Origin of the sequence: Fibrobacter sp. UWR3, assembly GCF_900143055.1 — a bacterium.
GTDB lineage: Bacteria > Fibrobacterota > Fibrobacteria > Fibrobacterales > Fibrobacteraceae > Fibrobacter.
This window is the reverse complement of sequence record NZ_FRCW01000009.1, coordinates 98,003-117,752: the sequence shown is the minus strand read 5'-3', so window position 1 is coordinate 117,752 and position 19,750 is coordinate 98,003. Positions and strand designations below refer to the sequence as shown.

The 19,750-nt window shown below is 48.7% G+C and carries 12 protein-coding genes; 10 read left to right on the top strand and 2 right to left on the bottom strand.

All coding sequences use genetic code 11. The annotated features are described in order from the left end of the window. Positions 1-20: 20 nt before the first annotated feature. The 4 genes from BUA44_RS12010 (at position 21) to BUA44_RS11995 (ending at position 6,102) form a co-directional block, all read left to right on the top strand. The gene (locus BUA44_RS12010) at positions 21-3,059 is read left to right on the top strand and encodes an FISUMP domain-containing protein (RefSeq protein WP_072812367.1); all 3,039 of its coding nucleotides are present in this window, start codon (positions 21-23) and stop codon (positions 3,057-3,059) included. A gap of 18 nt (positions 3,060-3,077) precedes the next feature. Next, a complete protein-coding gene (locus BUA44_RS12005) occupies positions 3,078-3,656 on the top strand; it encodes a hypothetical protein (protein ID WP_072812365.1) in 579 nt (192 codons plus the stop codon). A gap of 65 nt (positions 3,657-3,721) precedes the next feature. Then, a complete protein-coding gene (ispF, locus tag BUA44_RS12000) occupies positions 3,722-4,207 on the top strand; it encodes a 2-C-methyl-D-erythritol 2,4-cyclodiphosphate synthase (protein ID WP_072812362.1) in 486 nt (161 codons plus the stop codon). A 188-nt stretch (positions 4,208-4,395) separates the two neighbouring features. Further along, the gene (locus tag BUA44_RS11995; RefSeq protein ID WP_072812360.1) at positions 4,396-6,102 is read left to right on the top strand and encodes a Na/Pi cotransporter family protein; all 1,707 of its coding nucleotides are present in this window, start codon (positions 4,396-4,398) and stop codon (positions 6,100-6,102) included. A gap of 397 nt (positions 6,103-6,499) precedes the next feature. Here the strand turns inward: BUA44_RS11995 and BUA44_RS11990 are convergent, their stop codons facing one another. Then, on the bottom strand, positions 6,500-7,879 hold the full coding sequence (locus BUA44_RS11990) for a polysaccharide deacetylase family protein (protein WP_072812358.1): 1,380 nt from the start codon (positions 7,877-7,879) through the stop codon (positions 6,500-6,502). A 219-nt stretch (positions 7,880-8,098) separates the two neighbouring features. Here BUA44_RS11990 and BUA44_RS11985 point away from each other — a divergent pair, with 219 nt between their 5' ends. Then, the gene (locus BUA44_RS11985; protein WP_072812355.1) at positions 8,099-9,229 is read left to right on the top strand and encodes an NAD(P)-dependent oxidoreductase; all 1,131 of its coding nucleotides are present in this window, start codon (positions 8,099-8,101) and stop codon (positions 9,227-9,229) included. Positions 9,230-9,576: 347 nt separating this feature from the next. On the opposite strand, the gene BUA44_RS11980 is transcribed toward BUA44_RS11985, so the two are convergent. Continuing rightward, positions 9,577-11,007 carry an alanine/glycine:cation symporter family protein gene (locus tag BUA44_RS11980; protein ID WP_072812353.1) on the bottom strand — a complete coding sequence of 477 codons (1,431 nt, stop codon included), beginning with the start codon at positions 11,005-11,007 and terminating at the stop codon, positions 9,577-9,579. Between the two features lie 414 nt (positions 11,008-11,421). On the opposite strand from BUA44_RS11980, the gene BUA44_RS11975 reads away from it, so the two are divergent. The 5 genes from BUA44_RS11975 to BUA44_RS11955 all read left to right on the top strand — a co-directional run bounded on the left by BUA44_RS11975 (position 11,422) and on the right by BUA44_RS11955 (position 19,696). After that, positions 11,422-12,009, top strand: coding sequence for a type IV toxin-antitoxin system AbiEi family antitoxin domain-containing protein (locus BUA44_RS11975; protein WP_072812352.1), 588 nt, complete (start codon positions 11,422-11,424; stop codon positions 12,007-12,009). Beyond that, a complete protein-coding gene (locus BUA44_RS11970; RefSeq protein WP_072812349.1) occupies positions 12,006-12,848 on the top strand; it encodes a nucleotidyl transferase AbiEii/AbiGii toxin family protein in 843 nt (280 codons plus the stop codon). Before BUA44_RS11975 ends, BUA44_RS11970 begins: the two co-directional genes overlap by 4 nt. Before the next feature lie 73 nt (positions 12,849-12,921). Continuing rightward, positions 12,922-17,868 (top strand): RecQ family ATP-dependent DNA helicase, encoded by a 4,947-nt coding sequence (locus tag BUA44_RS11965; RefSeq protein ID WP_072812347.1) that lies wholly within the window; start codon positions 12,922-12,924, stop codon positions 17,866-17,868. Positions 17,869-18,189: 321 nt separating this feature from the next. Then, complete coding sequence (locus BUA44_RS15825; protein WP_218587604.1) at positions 18,190-19,269, top strand: ORF6N domain-containing protein; 1,080 nt, start codon at positions 18,190-18,192, stop codon at positions 19,267-19,269. A gap of 34 nt (positions 19,270-19,303) precedes the next feature. Beyond that, positions 19,304-19,696: a hypothetical protein gene (locus BUA44_RS11955; RefSeq protein WP_072812345.1), complete on the top strand. Its 393-nt coding sequence runs from the start codon at positions 19,304-19,306 to the stop codon at positions 19,694-19,696. Positions 19,697-19,750: the final 54 nt, after the last annotated feature.

Here is a 19,750-nt window from a genome sequence, read left to right as displayed (position 1 = left end):
CGGTGCATATAGTTGCCGGTATGCTTTTGCTTTTTGCACTCGTTGCCGGCGGCTGCTATTACGAAGATACGTACTACGAGAATGCGGAAACGGATTACACGACAATCTCGGAGCATGACCTTTCGGGGGAATATCCGCTGAAGACACGCCTTTTACAAGGGAAAATAACGTTCCCCTCTAGTGCTAATACCGGCGCCTTCGTTCCCGAGAAAATTCGGATTATCCAGCTGGACAGTTCGCTTGCGCCCTACGATTCCGCTACGGGAACCCTCAATACAGGAAGGGAAATCTCTTTCAAGATGCCCACGCGCGATTATAGGTTTCCCTATGTGAAGGTCCGCGTGAAGGGAAAGTGGAAATTCCTGGATTCGACAGCAGTTCCGCTTACGCTGGAGGCGGTTAGCGACATTTCGAATATCGCCGAACCGAACGTGAACCTGATGACCCACCTGGAAGTCCCGCTTGTCGAGGCGCTTGTGGGCGAGGGTTATCCGTTCAGTGTCGCGAAGAAACTCGCCATGCGGCGATTTATCGAAAATTTCGGGTTCAAGCAGGAATCCCTGCCCGCGGAATCTGTCGGAAGGGCCTACGACGAAACCGGTTCGTTGCTTGCGCTGTTCATGCGGAATTATACGGATTCCTCTTTTGTAGAAAACATCGAGGATTTCCGGCTGGATTTGGCGGATGGAGTCTACGAGGATTCGCTTGCCCTTGTCGAGTTTGCGGATTATGTCGTGAAAAACTGGCAAAACATGCGTATGCGCATGTACGACCTGAATCCAGAGTGGTCGGGATATAAATTCAGTTGGAGGCTTATAGAGCGCTTTGTAGAAAACGCCTATGGCCTGGAATCGTGCGTGACGGCGGGCGAAAAAGTCTCGTATGTAAAGAACGGCAAATCGAAACTGGATGGAGATTCCCTTCTTTGCGACAAGCGCGGGAATGGGGATTTTTTCCACCGGCCTTTTGCTCCCGAAGAACTTCTGTATGGGCCTTGCACCGCAATCAGTACGGAGAATTTCGTTTCGGATGGGGACTCGGTGTTCTATGTCTGCAAGCACAAGACACAGTACGATTCGACTAGAGTCCTGAGCACGTGGGTCAAGGCTACATGGGGGGAGGTCCTTGATAATGAACTAGGAGTATGTAGCAACGCCTTGATTGAGAATGAGGCCCCGAGGGGCTCCACCAGACTGAGAAAAAAATTCGGCGATACCATCTATGTATGTGTCGCCTATAATAGAGGCTGGAGGAATGACGGAACGGATACGCTGAGTTTTATGTTGGGAAATTGCACTAGCGGTGATATCTGGAAACGGAAGATGTTGCCGGATTCGTCCGAGTTCGTATGTACGTTTGATTCCTGGACGCCCGTGAACGATACTCTCCGGTTCCTTTCGGAACAGCGCCCTTGCGATAAGGCGACGGATTCGCTTCGCGTTGTCATGTACGATTCCATATATTACATCTGTACCGACAAAAGAAAAAAGTGGAACGGCATCTATACGTTTGAAAAGACGACAAAGCGCGTTGCGGATTCGCTTGCGTTTATCGCTTCGATGCCGCCCTGTAAATCGTTGGCGGACACGGTAAAGTACATCGTCGATACGACCACAAACCGTTACTACCATTGCGAAATCAGGAACACTATTCTCAAGTTCTACGACTCGGATTACGACCATGCCGAAAAATATTTGAACGAGCAGTATTTAAAGACTTTGCCGGAGTGTACCGCGGAGTCCGACACGTTCGAACTTTTTGTACATCCTTATTTCGAGAAGACGCGCCATAAGGACTGGAATACGTATTTCCACTGTGCATTTATTGACGGGAAGTACCAGTACGAAGCGCTGGGTTACGGGAAGCGCCGGGACTTGGAAGGGCTTGCTGATGTGAATGCGAGGTATACATGCGATGCGAATACGGATACGCTTTCTTTTGTGCGTGATTCCTTGTATGGCGATTATTTCCATTGCGAAAAGCATGACGGAAAGTATGTATTTGTGGAGATAAATGAAAGACAGGCGGATTACTACGCTAGCCTTGCCGGTGAATCGAACCTGGAGGCTTGTAGCGCAAATCCCGATACGCTGGAGTATCGACAGGATGCCTATGGCTATTATTTCTACTGCAAGGAGAACGGTGGTGTGTACGTACTTACCCGCATACAGAAAGATTCGCTTATAGAAATGCTTATTGAAGAATTCGCAAAAAAAGTGACGGATGGCTGCGATGACATTGAGGATTTGGGAAAAGTTGGGTACGAGAAAATAATGGGCAAGGATGTCGATGTTATTTGTGACTACAATGCGGATTCTGTCCTTGCCTACCAAAGAGTTTCGTATCCGCACTATAATTTCTTTGGCAAGATTGAGGATAAACGTAATGACCCGACGCGCTATGTGCAATGGGAAAAATGTTCTGATGAACAACTAGCGGCAAGGGGAACTCCGGTCAAAGAGCAAGGTGGCTATATTACCGACCCGCGTGACGGCCGCCGCTACCGCGTGACGACTATCGGCAAGCAGGTGTGGATGGCAGAAAACATGAACTACTACGACACGCTCGCAGCCCCGAACATGATTGGCCTTACGGGGTGCTCGGACGACGTTGATTCCTGCGAGGCTACGGGGCGTCTGTATTACTGGTATGCGGCAATGAACCTAGTGCACGGAACCAAGGACGAAGTTGTTTCGCAAACGTGTGCCCCGGTGCAGGGGATTTGCCCTGCGGGTTGGCATATCCCGTCTCTTGAAGAGTGGCACGAACTTGCGCGCTATGCGACATACAAGAATGACGGGGCGTTTGGCGTTGGACTTAAGGCAGAAACCGATTGGCTGACTAGGCCGAACTTCGATGATATGTTTGGCTTCTCGGCAGCTCCGGTGACGTGGACTACAAAAGAAAATGCGTATTTTGTGACATCGGACGCTTCGGGAAGCGGCTCTAGTGTGGCAATCTTTTATGGCATTAATTTCTATTACAATTACGACTCGCCAGAAATTATCCGAAGTACCATGAAGGGACGCTCGTATTCCGTGCGCTGCGTGAAGGACTAGCGGGCTAGGGAGCAGTAGATGATTTGTCCGGAATGTGGAGAAAGGTATAACTACTACGAGCCGCAGTGCCCGTGGTGCGGGGCTGCGAAGCCTGTAGAAAAAGAGAAGCCTGATGAGGGGGCGGAACCTTCCGGTTCTCAAATTGAAAATGCCGAGGAAAAGGAAGTATACTTTACGTATAACAGCAAGAGGAAACATGCCGGGAAATTAAAGATTATTTTCCGGCACATCGTTGCAATAATCTGCATACTGATTTCTATTTCTTTTGGATTCATCATCTGGGATGCGTTTGATTCGCGTGGCGTTACCTTGTCTGTATCCTTCTTTGTTGGTGCCGTAATGATTTTCTGGGATGCCTTTTATTCTGCAAATGTCGTGCGAAAAATAGAATGCCACAAGGATGAATTCGTGCTGTACGGCTGCTATGATAGGGTTACCCTCCCGTTCGACAAGGCGGATATGCAGAAAAGGAGAATCAGGTGGGCTGGCCGTCGAGTCCTTATTTTCCGCATGAACGAGGGAATTTTCTTCGTCGACGAATACGATTTCCCCGAAGTTGCCGAAACGATGGAGAAACTTTACTTTGGGATAGGCTGAATTTTTTTATTTTATAGGAAAGGAGATCCCCGGTCGGAGCCGGGGATGACAATGTAGGTATAATTATGGACAAGATTTATCGCTCTGGAATTGGTTTTGACGTTCACAAATTGGTGGAAGGCCGCAAGTGCATTATCGGCGGGGTGGATATCCCGTACGAGAAGGGCCTCTTGGGCCATAGCGATGCCGACGTGTTGCTGCATGCGATAAGCGATGCCCTGCTCGGGGCCGCAGGTCTCGGCGATATCGGCACGTACTTCCCGGATACGGACCCCGCGTTCAAGGGCGCCGACAGCCTGGAACTGTTGCGCAAGGTGGGCGAGGAAGTCAAGAAGGCCGGCTACGAGATTATCAACATCGACAGCATCGTGATGTGCGAACGCCCGAAGGTGAACCCGCACAAGGACGCCATGAAGGCAAACATCGCCCGCGTGCTCGGAATCGACGTAAAACAGGTCGGCATCAAGGGCACCACGACCGAAAAGCTCGGGTTTACGGGCAGGGGCGAGGGCATTGCGAGCCAGGCTATCGCGATGGTAAGAAGTCTGTAGTTATTTCGGTAGCTTTCATGGTTATCATCCCCCGGTCCAATGCGACTGGGAAATTTTTACTATTTGGAATCGGTCATATTTTTTCTATATTTACGCCAGCTCTAAAATAAACAATTTACCGCCATGAGCCCGAACTAGCTGAAAGGCAGCGACGATGATCCGGTAGTGGTGTTCCGTAGGAATGTCCTATGACACTTATGATTCTCAAAATGATTGGTTGCCTTGCGCTGCTCATGTTCGGCATGAAGACGATGAGCGAAGGCTTGCAGAAACTCACCGGCGGGCACCTCCGCGCAGTTCTTGGCACCATGACCAAGCACCGTATCGGAGGCCTCCTCACAGGCACGTTCGTTACGGCCTCGGTGCAGTCTTCTACCGCTACGACCGTTCTTACCGTAAGCTTCGTTAATGCTGGCCTGCTCACATTGAGTCAGGCCATTCCTGTTATTATGGGCGCGAACATCGGTACCACGGCCACGGCGTGGCTCATGTCCATATTCGGGTTCCAGTTCAACATGAGCTCGGTGGTGTGGCCCTTCTTCGCCCTCGGCATCATCCTTTCATACACCAAGAAGAACTCGACCAAGAGTATCGGCGAATTCGTGTTCGGTTTCGCGTTCATGTTCCTCGGCCTTACTACGCTGCGCGAAAATGCGGTGGCGATGGACTTGGCCCACAACCAGGCCGTCATCAACTTCTTTACGACGACCGGCGGTTGGGGCATCTTCAGCACGCTCCTCTTCCTGTTGCTGGGTAGCATCCTTACCATGTGCGTGCAGTCGTCTGCGGCCATCATGGCGATTACGCTCTTGCTCTGCAGTAGCGGCGTGCTCCCGATTTACCAGGGCATTGCGCTCGTGATGGGCGAAAACATCGGTACCACGGTGACATCGAACCTCGCGGCACTTTCGGCAAGTACGCAGGCGAGGCGCGCGGCCTTGGCGCACATGCTCTTCAACGTGTTCGGCGTGGTGTGGGTGTTGATTGTGTTCCGCCCGTTCGTGAACATGGTTTGCAGCATCGTAGGGTTTGACCCGACGTTCGTGCCGCATACCGAAGAAGAAGTTGCCCAGGCAAGCGTCCGTGTCACTTACGCGCTTTCGGCATTCCATACGGCATTCAACCTCTGCAACGTGCTTATCCTCATCTGGTTCATCAAGCCGATGGAAAAAATCATCTGCAAGATTATCCGCGAAAAGGAAGACGGCGAGGATTTCAAGGTCAAGTTTATCAGTGCGGGCCTCATGAGTACCGCAGAACTTTCGCTCTTCGAAGCCCGCAAGGAAATTAACTTGTTTGCAACCCGCACGCAGAAGATGTTCCGCATGGTGCCCGAACTGCTCGAGATGAAGGACGAAAATGACTTCGTCAAGCTGTTTGCCCGCATCGAGAAGTACGAAGGCATCAGCGACAATATGGAAATCGAGATTGCCAAGTACCTGAACCAGGTTTCCGAAGGTCGCTTGAGCCCCGAAAGTAAGACGAACATCCAGTCGATGCTCCGCGAAATTTCTGAAATCGAAAGTATCGGCGACGCTTGCTACAATATGGCCCGCGCCATCAACCGCAAGTTTAGGAGCACCGACGACTTTACCGAAGAGCAGTACGGCCATATCAAGCACATCATGCAGCTGTGCGACAATGCGCTTACGAACATGATCGATGTCATTAGCGATCTGGCATCGGCCGATGCGAACCGCACGCTGAACCTGGAAAACGAAATCAACGATTACCGCAAGCTCCTCAAGGAGAAAAACATTGCCGATATCGAATCGCAAAAGTACAGCTACCAGATGGGCGTGCACTACATGGATGTGGTGAACGACTGCGAAAAGCTCGGCGACTACGTGGTGAACGTGGTCGAGGCGCATACCAACAAGAAGTTCTCTACCTAGTCTAATTCGTCTATAAGCTTCGCCATACTGCATCTCGCTCGCACTCGCTGTATTCTTATACAGCTTCGGTTCGCGTTCTTTGTCTGGCTCGCTTCTAGGCGAATTATTGATATAGCTTTATAAGCTTCGCCATACGGCGTCATGTGAACTATCTCGCCGTACTATTGTACGGCTTCGGTTCGCGAACCTTCGTCACACCGCAGTCGCGTAGCGACAAGCGTATCCACTAACGCCAAACCCGCGTCATACCGCAGCGCCGAAGGCGCAAGCGTATCCAGACACGCTCGCTGGGCTGTGCCCAGCATCGGTGTGACCTTCGGCAGACTCCTCGCAAATAAAAGGAAGCACCCCTTGCAGGGTGCTTCCTTTTATGGATTTGTGAGATTTCCTATGAAGTTTAGAGATTCACCTTGAAGGTCCTGTTGCCTACGCGCACGATGTATGCACCCTTCGCTCCAGAATAGACCTTCTGTTCAAAGCCGAGCCCGCGGGTAACGCGGACGACCTGTCCCATGTGGTTGTATACCGTAATCGGCATGCCCTGTGCGCCGCCGACCACGATGTAGTTGTCAGAGGATCTGTACACCGAGAAGTGGCTGTTCGTGAATGCGATATCCTCGATTGCGTCCGTGCCCGAAGAAGACTGCGGGTTCCACGGTCCCCACGGATTTGTTACGGACGAGGAAGATGCCGGATTCGTAGCGCTGCTGGAGGATTCCGCCACGATGCTGCTGGAGGATTCCGCCACGATGCTGCTGGAGGATTCCGGAGCAGGACCCGAGCCTTCGCCCGCGATGACGATATCGCCTGCGTTCGGCACGGCGTCGAAGTACACGTAGCCGCCATCAATCTTGGATTCGAGCTTTGCGCCCGCCTGCGTCACGTTGGCGGTGGAACCGCTGTACTTTACGCGCAGGGAGAGCGGGTAGTCGTAGTTAGAAATGTTGTCCTTGATGTTGTGGGTCAGCTTGACCGTGATGGTGCTACCGCTAGAGGAAGCTTCGGCCTTCGATGCCTTGCGTTCCTTGAGGTACATGGCGACATGGCCCATCGGGGCGACCCAGATGTCCTTATCGTTCTGCTGGGCCCACTTGAGGGCACCGTCGATGGCGTTGATATCCGTCGGCGAGTAGGTGGCGTTACCGTTGTTCTTGCCCTGGAAACCGTGCGTGAGGAATGCAGCCCAGCCGTTGCTCTGGATGACTTTCTGCATTCTGCCGGTAAAGTCGTTCGTGCTCTTGAGCTGGCCTTCGGCACCGGTCATGGTGGCAGGGACCTGGGCCCAGTTGGAGGGACCGTCCTTGCCCATTTCATCATTCATGCCCTTCCAGCTGCCGTTGCAGATGCGGCCCACGATGTAGTTCTGGAGAACGGCGCTTTCGTTAGGCACGTTGCAGTTCGGATAGGCGACTGTGATAATACCGTACTTCTGCTGGATTTTGCCTTCGATTGCCTTTTTCGAAGAGGCTTCTTCGCCGCTCATGTTCTGGCCGTGGCTGTTGCTATGGCTTGCAATTTCGTGCCCTTCGTCGGCCAATCCCTGGAATCCGCTCCAGTTGGGGTTCCAGTTCACCACCACGTTGAAGGTAGCCTTGTAGCCATACTTCTTGAACATCGGACCAGCGTCGGTTACGTGGCTCGGAGCGCCATCGTCAAATGTGAACGAGGCGGCACCCTTGCGGAAGCCCGACCAGGTTGCGATTTCGACACTCTGCGCGAACGCGGAGCCCACCGCGAACAACCCAACCGCAGATGCGGCAAAGAGAACCTTTTTCATAAGATATACTCCATAATCATGATTTATACCATTAAATTATGTTTTTGTCGGGGTGATTGCTTATGCGGCAAAACGTTTCCGTTGTATAGGTTAGCAACGCAAAAATGGCGAATTTTGCGTGAAATGGCTGTTTTTTGCGGGTGTTGTTAAAATTTTACAGGCGCTGCGGGGCGGTTTGCCCCGGCTTTTCGGGCCGCGCCGGATTTCTATATTAGGGGCATGATTTTCGACGAGATTCTGAACGACGCCTACGAAAAACGTGAATACCCGGCACTTTCCGCTTTTTTTGCCGAATGGTCGGGTACGAGGCCGTTTCGGGCTCTCCGTGTATTGGTGGCGACACCCGTATTTCGCAATACGCTGCTGGAGTACCGTGCGCTTATCGCGGGCGGTGCCGATCTTGTCGTGGGCGTGGCAGGCGGGATGCCCTGCGACCTGGGTATCGTGGAAGTCTTGCGCGGGAACGGGATTCCCGTAATCGGGCTGCAAGAGGCCCTCGAGATGGAGGCCCGTTGCGCGGAGTCGGGTGATTGCGCGTTCGACCTGATTCTGGATTGTGCGGGCCAGTTTTCGGCATGCCACCCGCGGTTCGGGTTTGTGGAACTCACGCGCAGTGGAGTGCAGTTTTACGAGAAGTGCGAACATCCGGTGTATGTGGCCGATAGCGGAGTGGTAAAACGCATCGAGACTTGCCTTGGGACGGGCGAGGGCTACGTGCGTGCGCTCGCGCAACTCGGGTACGATTTTTGCTTAGATTCGGGTACGGACGGCGCGCCTTCCGGCGGCAAGAAGTTTATTGTCTTCGGGAGCGGAAAGGTGGGGCAGGGCATTGTGTTGCAGCTGTTGCGGTCCGGTGCCGATGTCCATGTGGTCACGGACTGCTCGCGAGGTGCAAACCCGTTCCTGGATGCCAACGGCGTTCCGGTCACGGACTGCAATGACCTCGATGCGGTGGCGTCGCTCGTGCGCGGTGCCGACTTCGTGGTGACTGCGACCGGCGTGAAGGGCGCGCTCGACCGCCCGCAAATCGTGGAAGCTTTGCTCGCCTCGGGCGCGGTGCTTGCCAACATGGGCGTTGAGGACGAATACGGGCCGGGCGTTCCGGCGAGTCGCGTGCTCGCCGAAAAGAAACCGCTGAATTTTATTCTGGAAGAGCCGACGCATCTCAAGTACATCGATGCGTCGCTCGCGCTGCATGCCGCCCTCGGTGAATTGCTCGTGCGGGAGGCCACAGCAAATAAAAACGCGGGCCCGCAGGACCCGCCAAGTGAATTGGAACAGCGCATTCTTTCGATGACTATGCAAGATGGCCTCATCGGCGCCGAAATCGCCGAGATGATGGGCTGGTAAAGCCCGCAAGTTGCTTGAAAAGCTGCTGAAAAAGGGAAAAAGTGCAAAAATGGGTACCAAAACACCTAAAAATGGGGCGTTTGGTACCCAAAAATTTTAGTTTGTCTGCACTATTGATCGCGAATTGATGACGATAATGGGTACTAAATTGCTCTAATTTCACATTTTGGTACCCAGTAAAACCTTCTTGCGAGGCTTTATTGCTCCCCGATAGTTGCTTTTGTGTTAGTTTATTCTAAAAAATGGGTACCAAAATAGGCTGAACCACGCCGTTTGGTACCCAATTTCCGGTTTTTTGCTATTCGAAATTCGCTTTTGTGCTAATTTCGCGCTTATTCCGCATGTTGTTACTTCTCGTTTTCCAGCTTCACGAAGAACTTCTTCGTCTCGCGGGCGACAATGCCACTAAGCAATACCAGTGCCACGAGGTTCGGGAAGGCCATGAGCCCGTTGAAGATGTCGGCGCTAGTCCACACCGCACTCACCGTGAGGTAGGGGCCGATGAACACCGCGGCCACGTAAACCCAGCGGTAGGCGAGGATGGCGTTCTTTTTGCCGCGCCCGATAAGGTATTCCAGGCAGCGCTCGGAGTAGTAAGCCCACCCGAGGATTGTGGTGAACGCGAAGAACACGAGCGCCACGGTAAGGATGTACGGCGCGATGGTCGAACCGCCCGGGAAGTTCGTAAGCCCGCGGCAGAACGCTTCCATGGTGATGTTCACGCCCTGGAGCCCAAGTTCCGGAGTCCAAGCGCCGGTGACTACGATGGCAAGGCCCGTCATGGAGCAGATGACGATCGTGTCGATGAACGTGCCCGTCATGCTTACGAGACCCTGGCGCACCGGTTCCTTTGTCTTGGCCGCTGCGGCTGCAATCGGGGCCGAGCCGAGGCCCGCCTCGTTACTGAAGATGCCGCGGGCGATACCCTTTTGCATTGCGATGAAGATGGTGCCTACCACGCCGCCCGTGACGGCGCTCGGGTTGAATGCCGCCTGGATGATGGTCTCGATGGCGCCCGAAATCTTCGAGAAGTTGAAGCCCAGGATGAGCAGGCAGAAGAGAATGTAGAAGATGGCCATGAACGGCACGATGTAGAGGGAAACCTTCGCGATGCGCTTGAGCCCGCCGATGATGACGCAGGCGGTGAAGCCCGCACAGAGCAGGCCCGCGATGGCCGTGGAGTAAGAGACCGAGTTGCCGGCGAGGTTGATGAATTCGCCGGTGGGGATGACTGTCGCGACCGCCGAGGTAATGCCGTTCACCTGTGTGATGGTGCCGATGCCGAGCAGGCCCGCAAGCACGCCGAACACCGCGAACAGCACGGCGAGCCACTTGAAGTTGAGTCCGAAACGTTCCTTGATACCCGTCTCGATGTAGTAGAAGGGGCCGCCCAATACCTTGCCGTCGGTATCGACCTTGCGGTACTTGACCGCGAGCAGGCCTTCGGAGTATTTTGTGGCCATGCCGAAAAAGGCGGCAACTTCCATCCAGAAGAGAGCGCCCGGGCCGCCGGTACCGATGGCGGTCGCGACACCCACGATGTTACCCGTGCCGACGGTGGCCGCAAGAGCCGTGCAGAGCGCCGCGAAGCTCGAGACTTCGCCTTCGCCTTCCTTTTCGCTGTGGAGCATGTATCGCAGCGCGTTGCCGAGGTTTGTCACCTGCAAAACGCCGAGGCGGCTGGTGAGCAAGATGCCCACGAACAGGATTACGGCAATGAGCGGGATACCCCACACGTAACCGTCGATGGTATCGAGAATAGCGTTTAAAGTTTCCATCTGAAACTCCCTATGTTAAAGACGTCGCTTCCTGAATTGTCATCCCCGCGGATGATGTCATTCCCGCGAAGGCGGGAATCTTTACAGAATGCGACTGTCGTAACTCGTTGACAGACAAAAAGATAGGAAAATGAAAGCGTACTGTCAGCGAGGTGCGCTTGCCGGGAACTGTTTTGCCGAGAATTGCGACTTTTGGGCTAAAAACGGCAATTGTTACTCGCGGCTCGAGCCCTTGACCGCTATCGCGCGCGAGTATAGATTGGGGACATGAATATTTCTCTAAACCTGTACAAAACAACTACAAATATTCAAAATTGTAGTCGTTTTCTTGATAATTTTTCAATGAAATACGGAATGTCTAAACATTTTCCGTATTTGGTTGAAATTTTGCCGTCAAAAAGGTATATTTACGGTATGGCACAAAAGAATGTTCTATCCGACCAAAAACTTGTCTTTTCGAGCGAGGAACTCCAAAAGCAGGGATTTTCGTATTACCAAATAACGAAAATGGTCGAACAGGGCAAACTTTTTCGGCTCAATAAATCGTATTACGAAAACGCGAACTTTGCCGGCGAGATGAACGATTTCTACTACGTTCAGGCATTTGCACCCCAGGGGGTAGTGTGCCTTCTGAGCGCTGCCGTTTACTATGGTCTGACGACCTTCCGTCCCGATGCCATCGATGTTGCGGTTCCGCCAAAGACAAAGCTTTCCTCGCTGCCAGAATCGCAAAGACTTTCGCTGCATTATTTCTCGGATAGGCGGCATACCGTTGGCGTGCGCACAATCAGCGAAAACAAGAACACCTTCAAAATTTACGATATAGAGAAAACGGTCGTTGATATCGTCTCCAACAGGAACAAGGTAGGGATCGAAGAAACCAAGGAAATCCTGACCAATTACCTTGCAAGGCAAGACCGGAACATAAATAAACTCTATCGCTATGCAGGAAAACTTTCGTGCCTGAAAATCCTGAAGACTTACCTGGAGGTTCTCGTATGAATGTCCAGTCGATAAAGGATAAACTGAAGAATGTCGCCAAGACGAATTTCAGACTGTATCAGGAACTGCTTACTGTCTATGGACTGGAACGGGCCTTGTTCAGAATTGGGAAGTCAAAGTATAGAGAAAACTTCACGCTCAAAGGGGGCATCTTTTTGTATGCCCTCTACGGGAAGGACTACCCTCGTTCTACATCGGATATAGACCTTCGGGCTGACAAAATTAGCGGGACGTTGGAATCGCTTTTTTCGATTTTCGGTGAGATATTTTCTATCCCAGCGGATGACGGACTTGTATTTGATTTGGCGTCGCTCAAGGCTCGCGAAATAAAAAAGCAAGACGAATATCTAGGCACAAACATCAGTATCACAGCTTTACTTGGAAACACGCGACTCCCCGTGTCTATTGATATTGGATTTGGTGATGTAATCGTTCCTTCGAAAAAAGAAATGTCTTTCCCTGTATTGCTGGATATGGAGTGTCCGCTGATTTACGGCTATTCCATTGAATCCGTGCTTGCAGAAAAATTTGAAGCGATAGTTTCGTTGGGTTATGCGAATAGCCGCTTCAAGGACTTCTACGATATCTACGTGATTTTGCAGAGCGAAAAAATTGATGCTGAATTGCTGCAAGAGGCCATTGTCCAGACATTCCAAAACCGAAGGACTACGTTCAATGACATAGTCGTCTTCGAAGATTCTTTCGCAACGGATGAAGAACGCGTTAAAAGATGGAATGCTTTCGTGAAGAAGAAAAATGCTATGGTGCAAGTGACCTTCGACAAGGTTGTTGAGCAAATCAAGGTGTATTTCAAGCCTATTGTGGATAGAGTGGGGTAAAAACTTCAAAATTTTTAACAATTCTCGCTAAAATGGCGTCTTTTATGCCTAGATTCATTTATATTTCAAGTGAATGCCCGATTTTAGCAAATTCTTATTCTTTGACTTGGAATATAACCCCGAAACGCAGAAAGTTCGGGAATATGGCTATATATTGGGCGAAGAGAAAGTTCGCGATAAGAACCCTGCCAAATTAGAATCGGCAGCTTCAAAAGCAAAGTTTATTGTTGGGCACAATGTACTGCGTCATGACGCCCCGATACTCCGGCAATACTTTTCTATCGACTTTCCGAACGTCAAGGCGCTTGACACCTTGATGCTGTCGTCATTGTTATTCCCACGCAAACCGTATCATAAATTGCGCAAAGAATACCTTCACAGTGAAGACGACCCGTCTGATCCGCAGGAAGATGCAAGACTCTGCAAAAAATTGCTAGAAGACTGCATTGAAAAATGGGGAAGTTATCCGTGGCAACTTCAATATCTTCTCTTCCAGTTTTTAAAAAATGAGCCTGGTTTTGCCCCTTTTTTTGAACTGGTCGATGTCCCTAATACGCTAAAGCTACGCCTAAAAATAGCGGAAATACAGCGCTGGTTTACTTCTAATTACGAAAAAGCAATTTGCTTGCGTCAAAATTTTCAGAATGAATGGAAAGCGTACCGTGCTGAATGGTGTTTTCTCCTAACATTGTTCCATGAAGAAGGCCCTAGCGATTATGTGCCTTATTGGGTACGCTATCAATATCCGCATCTTGAAAATATTCTGCATCGCAGACGTCTTGTTCCTTGCGGAGACTCCCAATGTCCATACTGTTCCGAACAATTAAGTTCGACTAAGCAATTAAAAAAATGGTTTGGCTTCGATAGTTTTCGCTCTTTTAACGGGGAAAAGATTCCTCTTCAACAACAGGTTGTTGAGTCGGCGATGCGTGGGGAATCCTTATTGGCAGTTTTTCCGACGGGTGGCGGGAAATCAATGACCTTCCAATTACCGGCATTGATTGCTGGCACCCAAGTAGGCGCATTGACAGTCGTGATTTCGCCGATTGTCGCCTTGATGAAGGACCAAGTTGATGTTTTGGAAAAACGAAGGCAAATCGGAGATGCTGCCTATATAAATTCCATGCTTTCTCCCGCAGAAAGAAAAGATGTTATTGAGAAAGTCAGCAACGGCGAAAAGAACATTCTATATATTTCTCCAGAATCACTGCGTTCAAATACAACGTTCAATTTGCTGAAGCATCGTCGAGTGGAGCGAATCGTTGTAGATGAAGCGCACTGCTTTAGTGGTTGGGGACACGATTTTAGAGTCGATTATCTTTATTTGGCAGACTTTTTGAAAGACTTGCAAAGAGAAAAGAATCTAGAATCTCCGATTTCGGTGAGTTGTTTTACGGCAACCGCAAAGCAATCCGTTGTTGACGATATCTGTGGTTATTTTAAGGAACGCCTAAATCTTGAACTGGTAAAATTCATTAGCCCAGCAAAGCGTACAAATCTGACGTATAAGGTTATCGAATCTTCGGAATCTCCCAACGAACGGCGCAAACAGTTAGTAAATGTTCTTCGCGAATATAAAGGTCCCAAAATCATATATGCATCCAAGGTGAAGACGACGGAATCTTTAGCCGAGGAATTGTACAATCGCGGTTTCGCTAGCGCCTGCTATAACGGTAAAATGGAATCCGAAAAGAAAATGACCATTCAGGACCAATTCCAGAATGGCGAAGTGGATACCATGGTGGCGACTACGGCTTTCGGAATGGGTGTTGACAAAGATAACGTAGAACTAGTTGCGCATTACGAAATTTCAAGTACGCTAGAAAATTACGTGCAAGAAGCAGGACGTGCGGGTCGCGACCCTAAATTGCAGGCCAGCTGTATAGCGCTTTTCAATCCTAAAGATCTTGACACGAACTTTCAAATTCTCCAGCAATCCAAGCTTTCTGCACAAGAAATTTCAGCCGTCTGGAAGGTTTTGAAAAAAACGGCTGGCAACCAGAATCGCATTATCATGTCGGCTCTTGAAATTGCCGATCTATGCGGATGGACAGAAAAAGAAACTGACGCCAGTGTCAATACGACAAAAGTCAAACTTGCCATACTTGTTTTGGAAGAGCAAGGATTCTTGAAGCGCAAACGAAATAGAACTCAGATGTATGGTTCATCTATTTCGGTTGATTCTGCAGAAGAAGCCCGAGAAAGAATCGGTTCAGACAAGATAGAAATCACTAATTCTGTTGAAAATATTGCATATCGCATAATACATCATATCATCAGCAAACGATGGACCCGTTCTCCTGAATGCGCTCTTGACGAACTTACTGTAAATTTAGGCCTGACGCGCGAACAGGCAAATGATGGACTGCGGCTATTGAGAACGCTCAATCTTTTGAACGAGGAAGACGATTGGAGCGCAAGATTACAGAGAAAGGGTAACGATACTCCACGTTCACTCTTAAAAGCCGCATCTGAATTGCAGGAAGAACTGCTGAAAGCATGCGAAGGCAAGGGCGTTAATGACCGCTTTGTCATAGACATGACCAAACTCAATTCCCAGTTAAACCAAAGAGATGACTCTATCGGTGCTTCTACATCTAGACGGAATCTTTTCATTTTCCGTGGCATTCTGCGTTATTGGGCCCACGAAAGTGTCGCTGAAATCCATTTAGTAGAAGCAGGACATCAGGTTTATCAGATAGAATTTCTTGTTCCTCCTGAAAGTGTCAAGGAAAACCTCAAGAAGCAATGGCAGATATTTGACAAGGCCATTGATGCATTGACGGATATGCAAAAGGAACAAGCTCATAAAAATGGAAATATCGTCTGGTTCTCCTTAAATAGTTTAATGAGAAAAATGTACGGCGAGAAAGCGGTTGGCCGTATTGAAATGCAAAAGCAACTGGAGTATGCTCTTCTCTTCTTGCACTTAGTTGGTTCCATTACATTGGACCATGGCCTTGTTGTTTTTTATACCGGACTTGTCTTGGAGTTGAATCCAGATGCAAAACAGCGCAGTTTTACTCCAAAAGACTTCGAAATGCTTAATGCACATTATAAGCATAAAGCAGAAGCGATTCATATTGTTGGTGAATATGCTAAGATGATGCTTACCAATGAGCAAATGGCTCAGCAGTTGCTAGATGATTATTTTGTAATGGATATTGCAGATTTCCGTTTGAAGTATATGCAGGGTGTTGCCCAGATGGATTCTGTATCCGATGGCTTAAAGCGAAAAATTGAAAAAGTCAATGACGAACAACGCAAAGTCATAAAAAGTCGCAAGAAACATATTCTGGTAGGAGCTGGTCCCGGTTCGGGAAAAACACATTTGCTTGTCCATAAAGTCGCTTCGCTCTTGTGGATAGAAGAGGCAAAGCCCGATTCTATCTTGTGCTTGACATACACACGCGCTGCATGCCGAGAACTCAGAAAGCGCCTGTTCGATTTGGCTGGACCTTTGGCGGCAAAAGTAGTCATTACCACATTCCATTCACTAGCCTTCTCTATACTCGGAGTACAGGGTAATAAAAAAGCTCTTGAAAATGCCGACGATGTTGTTTCTAAGGCGGCTGAACTTCTTGAATCCGGAGAAGACGTTGGCGTAGGTGCCCCCGGTGTTATTCTTGTTGATGAATTCCAGGATTTGTCTGCAGGAGAATACCGCCTATTGCGAGCTCTTTATGATTTAGGAGAAAAAGATCCCCGCGTTATTGTCGTTGGAGACGATGATCAAAGTATTTTTGCTTTCCGTGGAAGTTCTTCTCAGTATTTCCAAAAATTTGCCGATGAATTCCCGAATACAGAAAAATTCTATTTAACGACAAATTACCGCTCTGTCGCTGGACTTGTACGAGCGAATGCAAAATTACTTGATTTGATGACAGAACGAGTAAAAGAAGGCTCACAACAGTTTGCACTAAAACAGGACAAAGCGACTCTAGTATTTTATGAAGAAGGTGATAAAGCTACAGCGGCTTTTGTAGCTGCGGAAATTCTCGCAAAAAAATTTTCATCAAATTCAACAGAGTCCTATTGTATTCTGACGAGAGATAATGCAGAAGCCTTCTTAGCCGCAGCGAAATTAGAGGAGAAAAATATCCCATATCGCCTTCTTAAAGGGCGAGACAAGGACAAATGTCCCGTTGAAAAAACACGAGAAATTTTAGGATTCAGCAAAATACTCCAGGAGGACCCGCGCGTAGGTAAATTCCCGTGGAGTGCAAAAGAATTCAGGCGACTTGCAGACGATTACAAAACAAGCCATAAAACAGAAAGTTCTTTTGAGTTGCTGGATGCGCTGGTAAACGATTTTATAGAGACCGAAACGGCTTGCGGCGAAGACGAAATTACATTAGGTGATTTCAACCAATATTTGAGTGAAGTGTCGTATAGTGACTTTGCAACGAAAAACATGGGTGCGGTTTCTATAGGGACAATGCATAGTGCAAAAGGACTTGAATGGGATAATGTAATCCTTGCGCTAGGTCCGTGGGCATTGAAAGATGCCGACGAGAAAATAGCACAAGAAAATTATCGTCTGCTTTATGTCGCGACAACACGTGCAAAGAAGTCGCTAACTATTATTGGCGCTGAAAAAATGCTGCCGCGAGAATGGTTAAGTCATTTTGTCAAGCAAGATAAAATTAATGGTGTGGCCATCCCGAAGGTTCTGCATATCGAAACGGGACTCGGTGACATGGCTTTGGGACAGTATCTGAAAAAAGGTGATTCTAGCGATGTTTTTGTTGAAAAGTTACAACAGGTGTTAGAAAAAGAATCGATAGGAACATCCCTTTCCGTAGAATTTCATCCCAAAACAGGAAACTACTGTATAAAACAAGGTTCACTTTATTGGGCATGGTTCGCAAAGGATTTTACTGGTGGCCTTGTGAAAAGCCTGGCAAAGAATATCCTTGTTCCACAAAAGGCAATTCTTTCGCAAGTTGTCCGCTGGACATCTGAAGATGGACAAGAAACTTGGGTGCCGTTGTTTAGAGTGAAATTTGCGAGAGCGTAATTTGTCGCTTGAAGCTACCTATCCCTTCGCCCGGTACTTACCCTTGCCATGCCCCGCAATGGGCTCGATCATTTCTATCGCTAGCAATTTCTTAATAAGAGAAGCCGCGGCGGTCGGCTTGCAGCCGGTCAGTTCCATTACCTTTGAAGCGCAAAAAATCTGCTTTTTTTAAATTGTCATAATATGACATACGAGGAATGTATATTTGCATTGAGAACACTTTACCCCGCCTTTTTTTTTGCTTGTAGGCGGATTGGAGTAGAAGATGAATGAAGTTGAAAGCAAAATTCTTGTGTTGAGAGATCAGCGAGTTATCCTTGATTGCGATTAGTTAATGTTGCCGAGAAAAAGGAGGTGGTCAAAAATTTTGACCACCTTGTCAAACTAAAATACAGTCCTGTTAATCCGACTGCCTTTACTGAACGCGGTCTCTACATGCTTGCGACAATTTTGAAAGGGAGTGTCGCAACGCAAACAACTATCAACATCATCAATACATTCGTAGAAATTCGCGAGTTGTCTCGTGCCATTGCTCGCGTTCCTGAAGTTGTTGATGAAAATGAAAAGAAGTCTTTGTTGAAAAGAAGCGGCGAAATCATTTCTAATGTTCTCGCCTCGGATTCTACAAGTTTGGAAAGCGAAACGGAAATAGAATTGAGCTTCGCGTTTTCTAGGCGCAGCACATTCAATGCCTATCCCCGCGTTTTTGTGCCAAATTCCCGCCTTTTTCGCTTTTTTTACGAAAATTTCCGCGATTGTCATCTTTTGACACTCGAAGAATGTATCTTTATGGGCAGAAACACTCTTTCCAGGAGGCATAATATGAAAAGGCTTCTTTTTCTTCTTATTGTGGCGATATTTCCCGCCCTTGCAATGGCGTCGCCTTTTGGGCTGAAAATGGGCATGACTCTTAAGGATATTGCCAAGGAATGCGAGGGCAAACCCGAGTTCGTAAAAAATGACGCCTACATAATCAGGCCTAAGAAAAGTCATCCGTCATTTGAACATTATATTGTATTCGTTGATAAAAATAAGGGTTTGTATCAGATTAAAGCAATTTCTTCGGCTATCAGTACAAACGATTATGGAACAGAATTGCAAAGTTCATTCAACGCCACAAAAGATCGTGTCGCAAAGAGATACGGGGAACCTACGATTCGCGATGAAATTGACCCGGGATCAGTTTTTCAAGATGGTAATTACTGGATGTACACTTTAAAGGGTGGTGCTCGTACTTTGGCCGCCATTTGGGGAAAGGACGAAAATCTTGCTGATAATCTTGATATGGTCATCCTCGAGTGTTCCGCAAGCGAGATTTCTACTCATCAGGGATTCTTAATTCTTTATTATTTCTTCAAAAACTCGGATAATATTGAAGACGAACAGGATTCCGTGCTGTAGAAAAAGGCTTAAAATAATTTTCGGAGGCAAACCTATGCGAAATTTAAAAATCATATTGCTCGGGATGCTGGTTGCTGTTGCTTGTGCGCAGGCCGGAGGTTCGGCATCTGTTGTCGCCAAGAAAAGCAAGGCGAAAGGGTTCACGTATTCCTTTGAGACAAGGGAGCGCTTTGTCGGTGAGTGTATTAAAGGGGCGAACCAGCAGGTGTGTTACTGTGTTTTGGGCAAAATCCAACAGCAATATAGTGAGGTGGACTACTGGAGATTGGAGAATGATTTACGAAAAAATATTGACCATCCGAATTATATTGCGTATTTGACGAAATCTGTGGAAGAATGCGACCAAGAAGCTGCTAGAAAAAGTTCTGGTAGCCGTGGTGGTCTTTTTGGTGGTGGCGGGGGAGGTATTTCGACCAGGTCGAGATAAAACCGTGTGATTTAAATTTCCTTCTCCCTCCTTGTAGAAATGTAAACTTTTTTC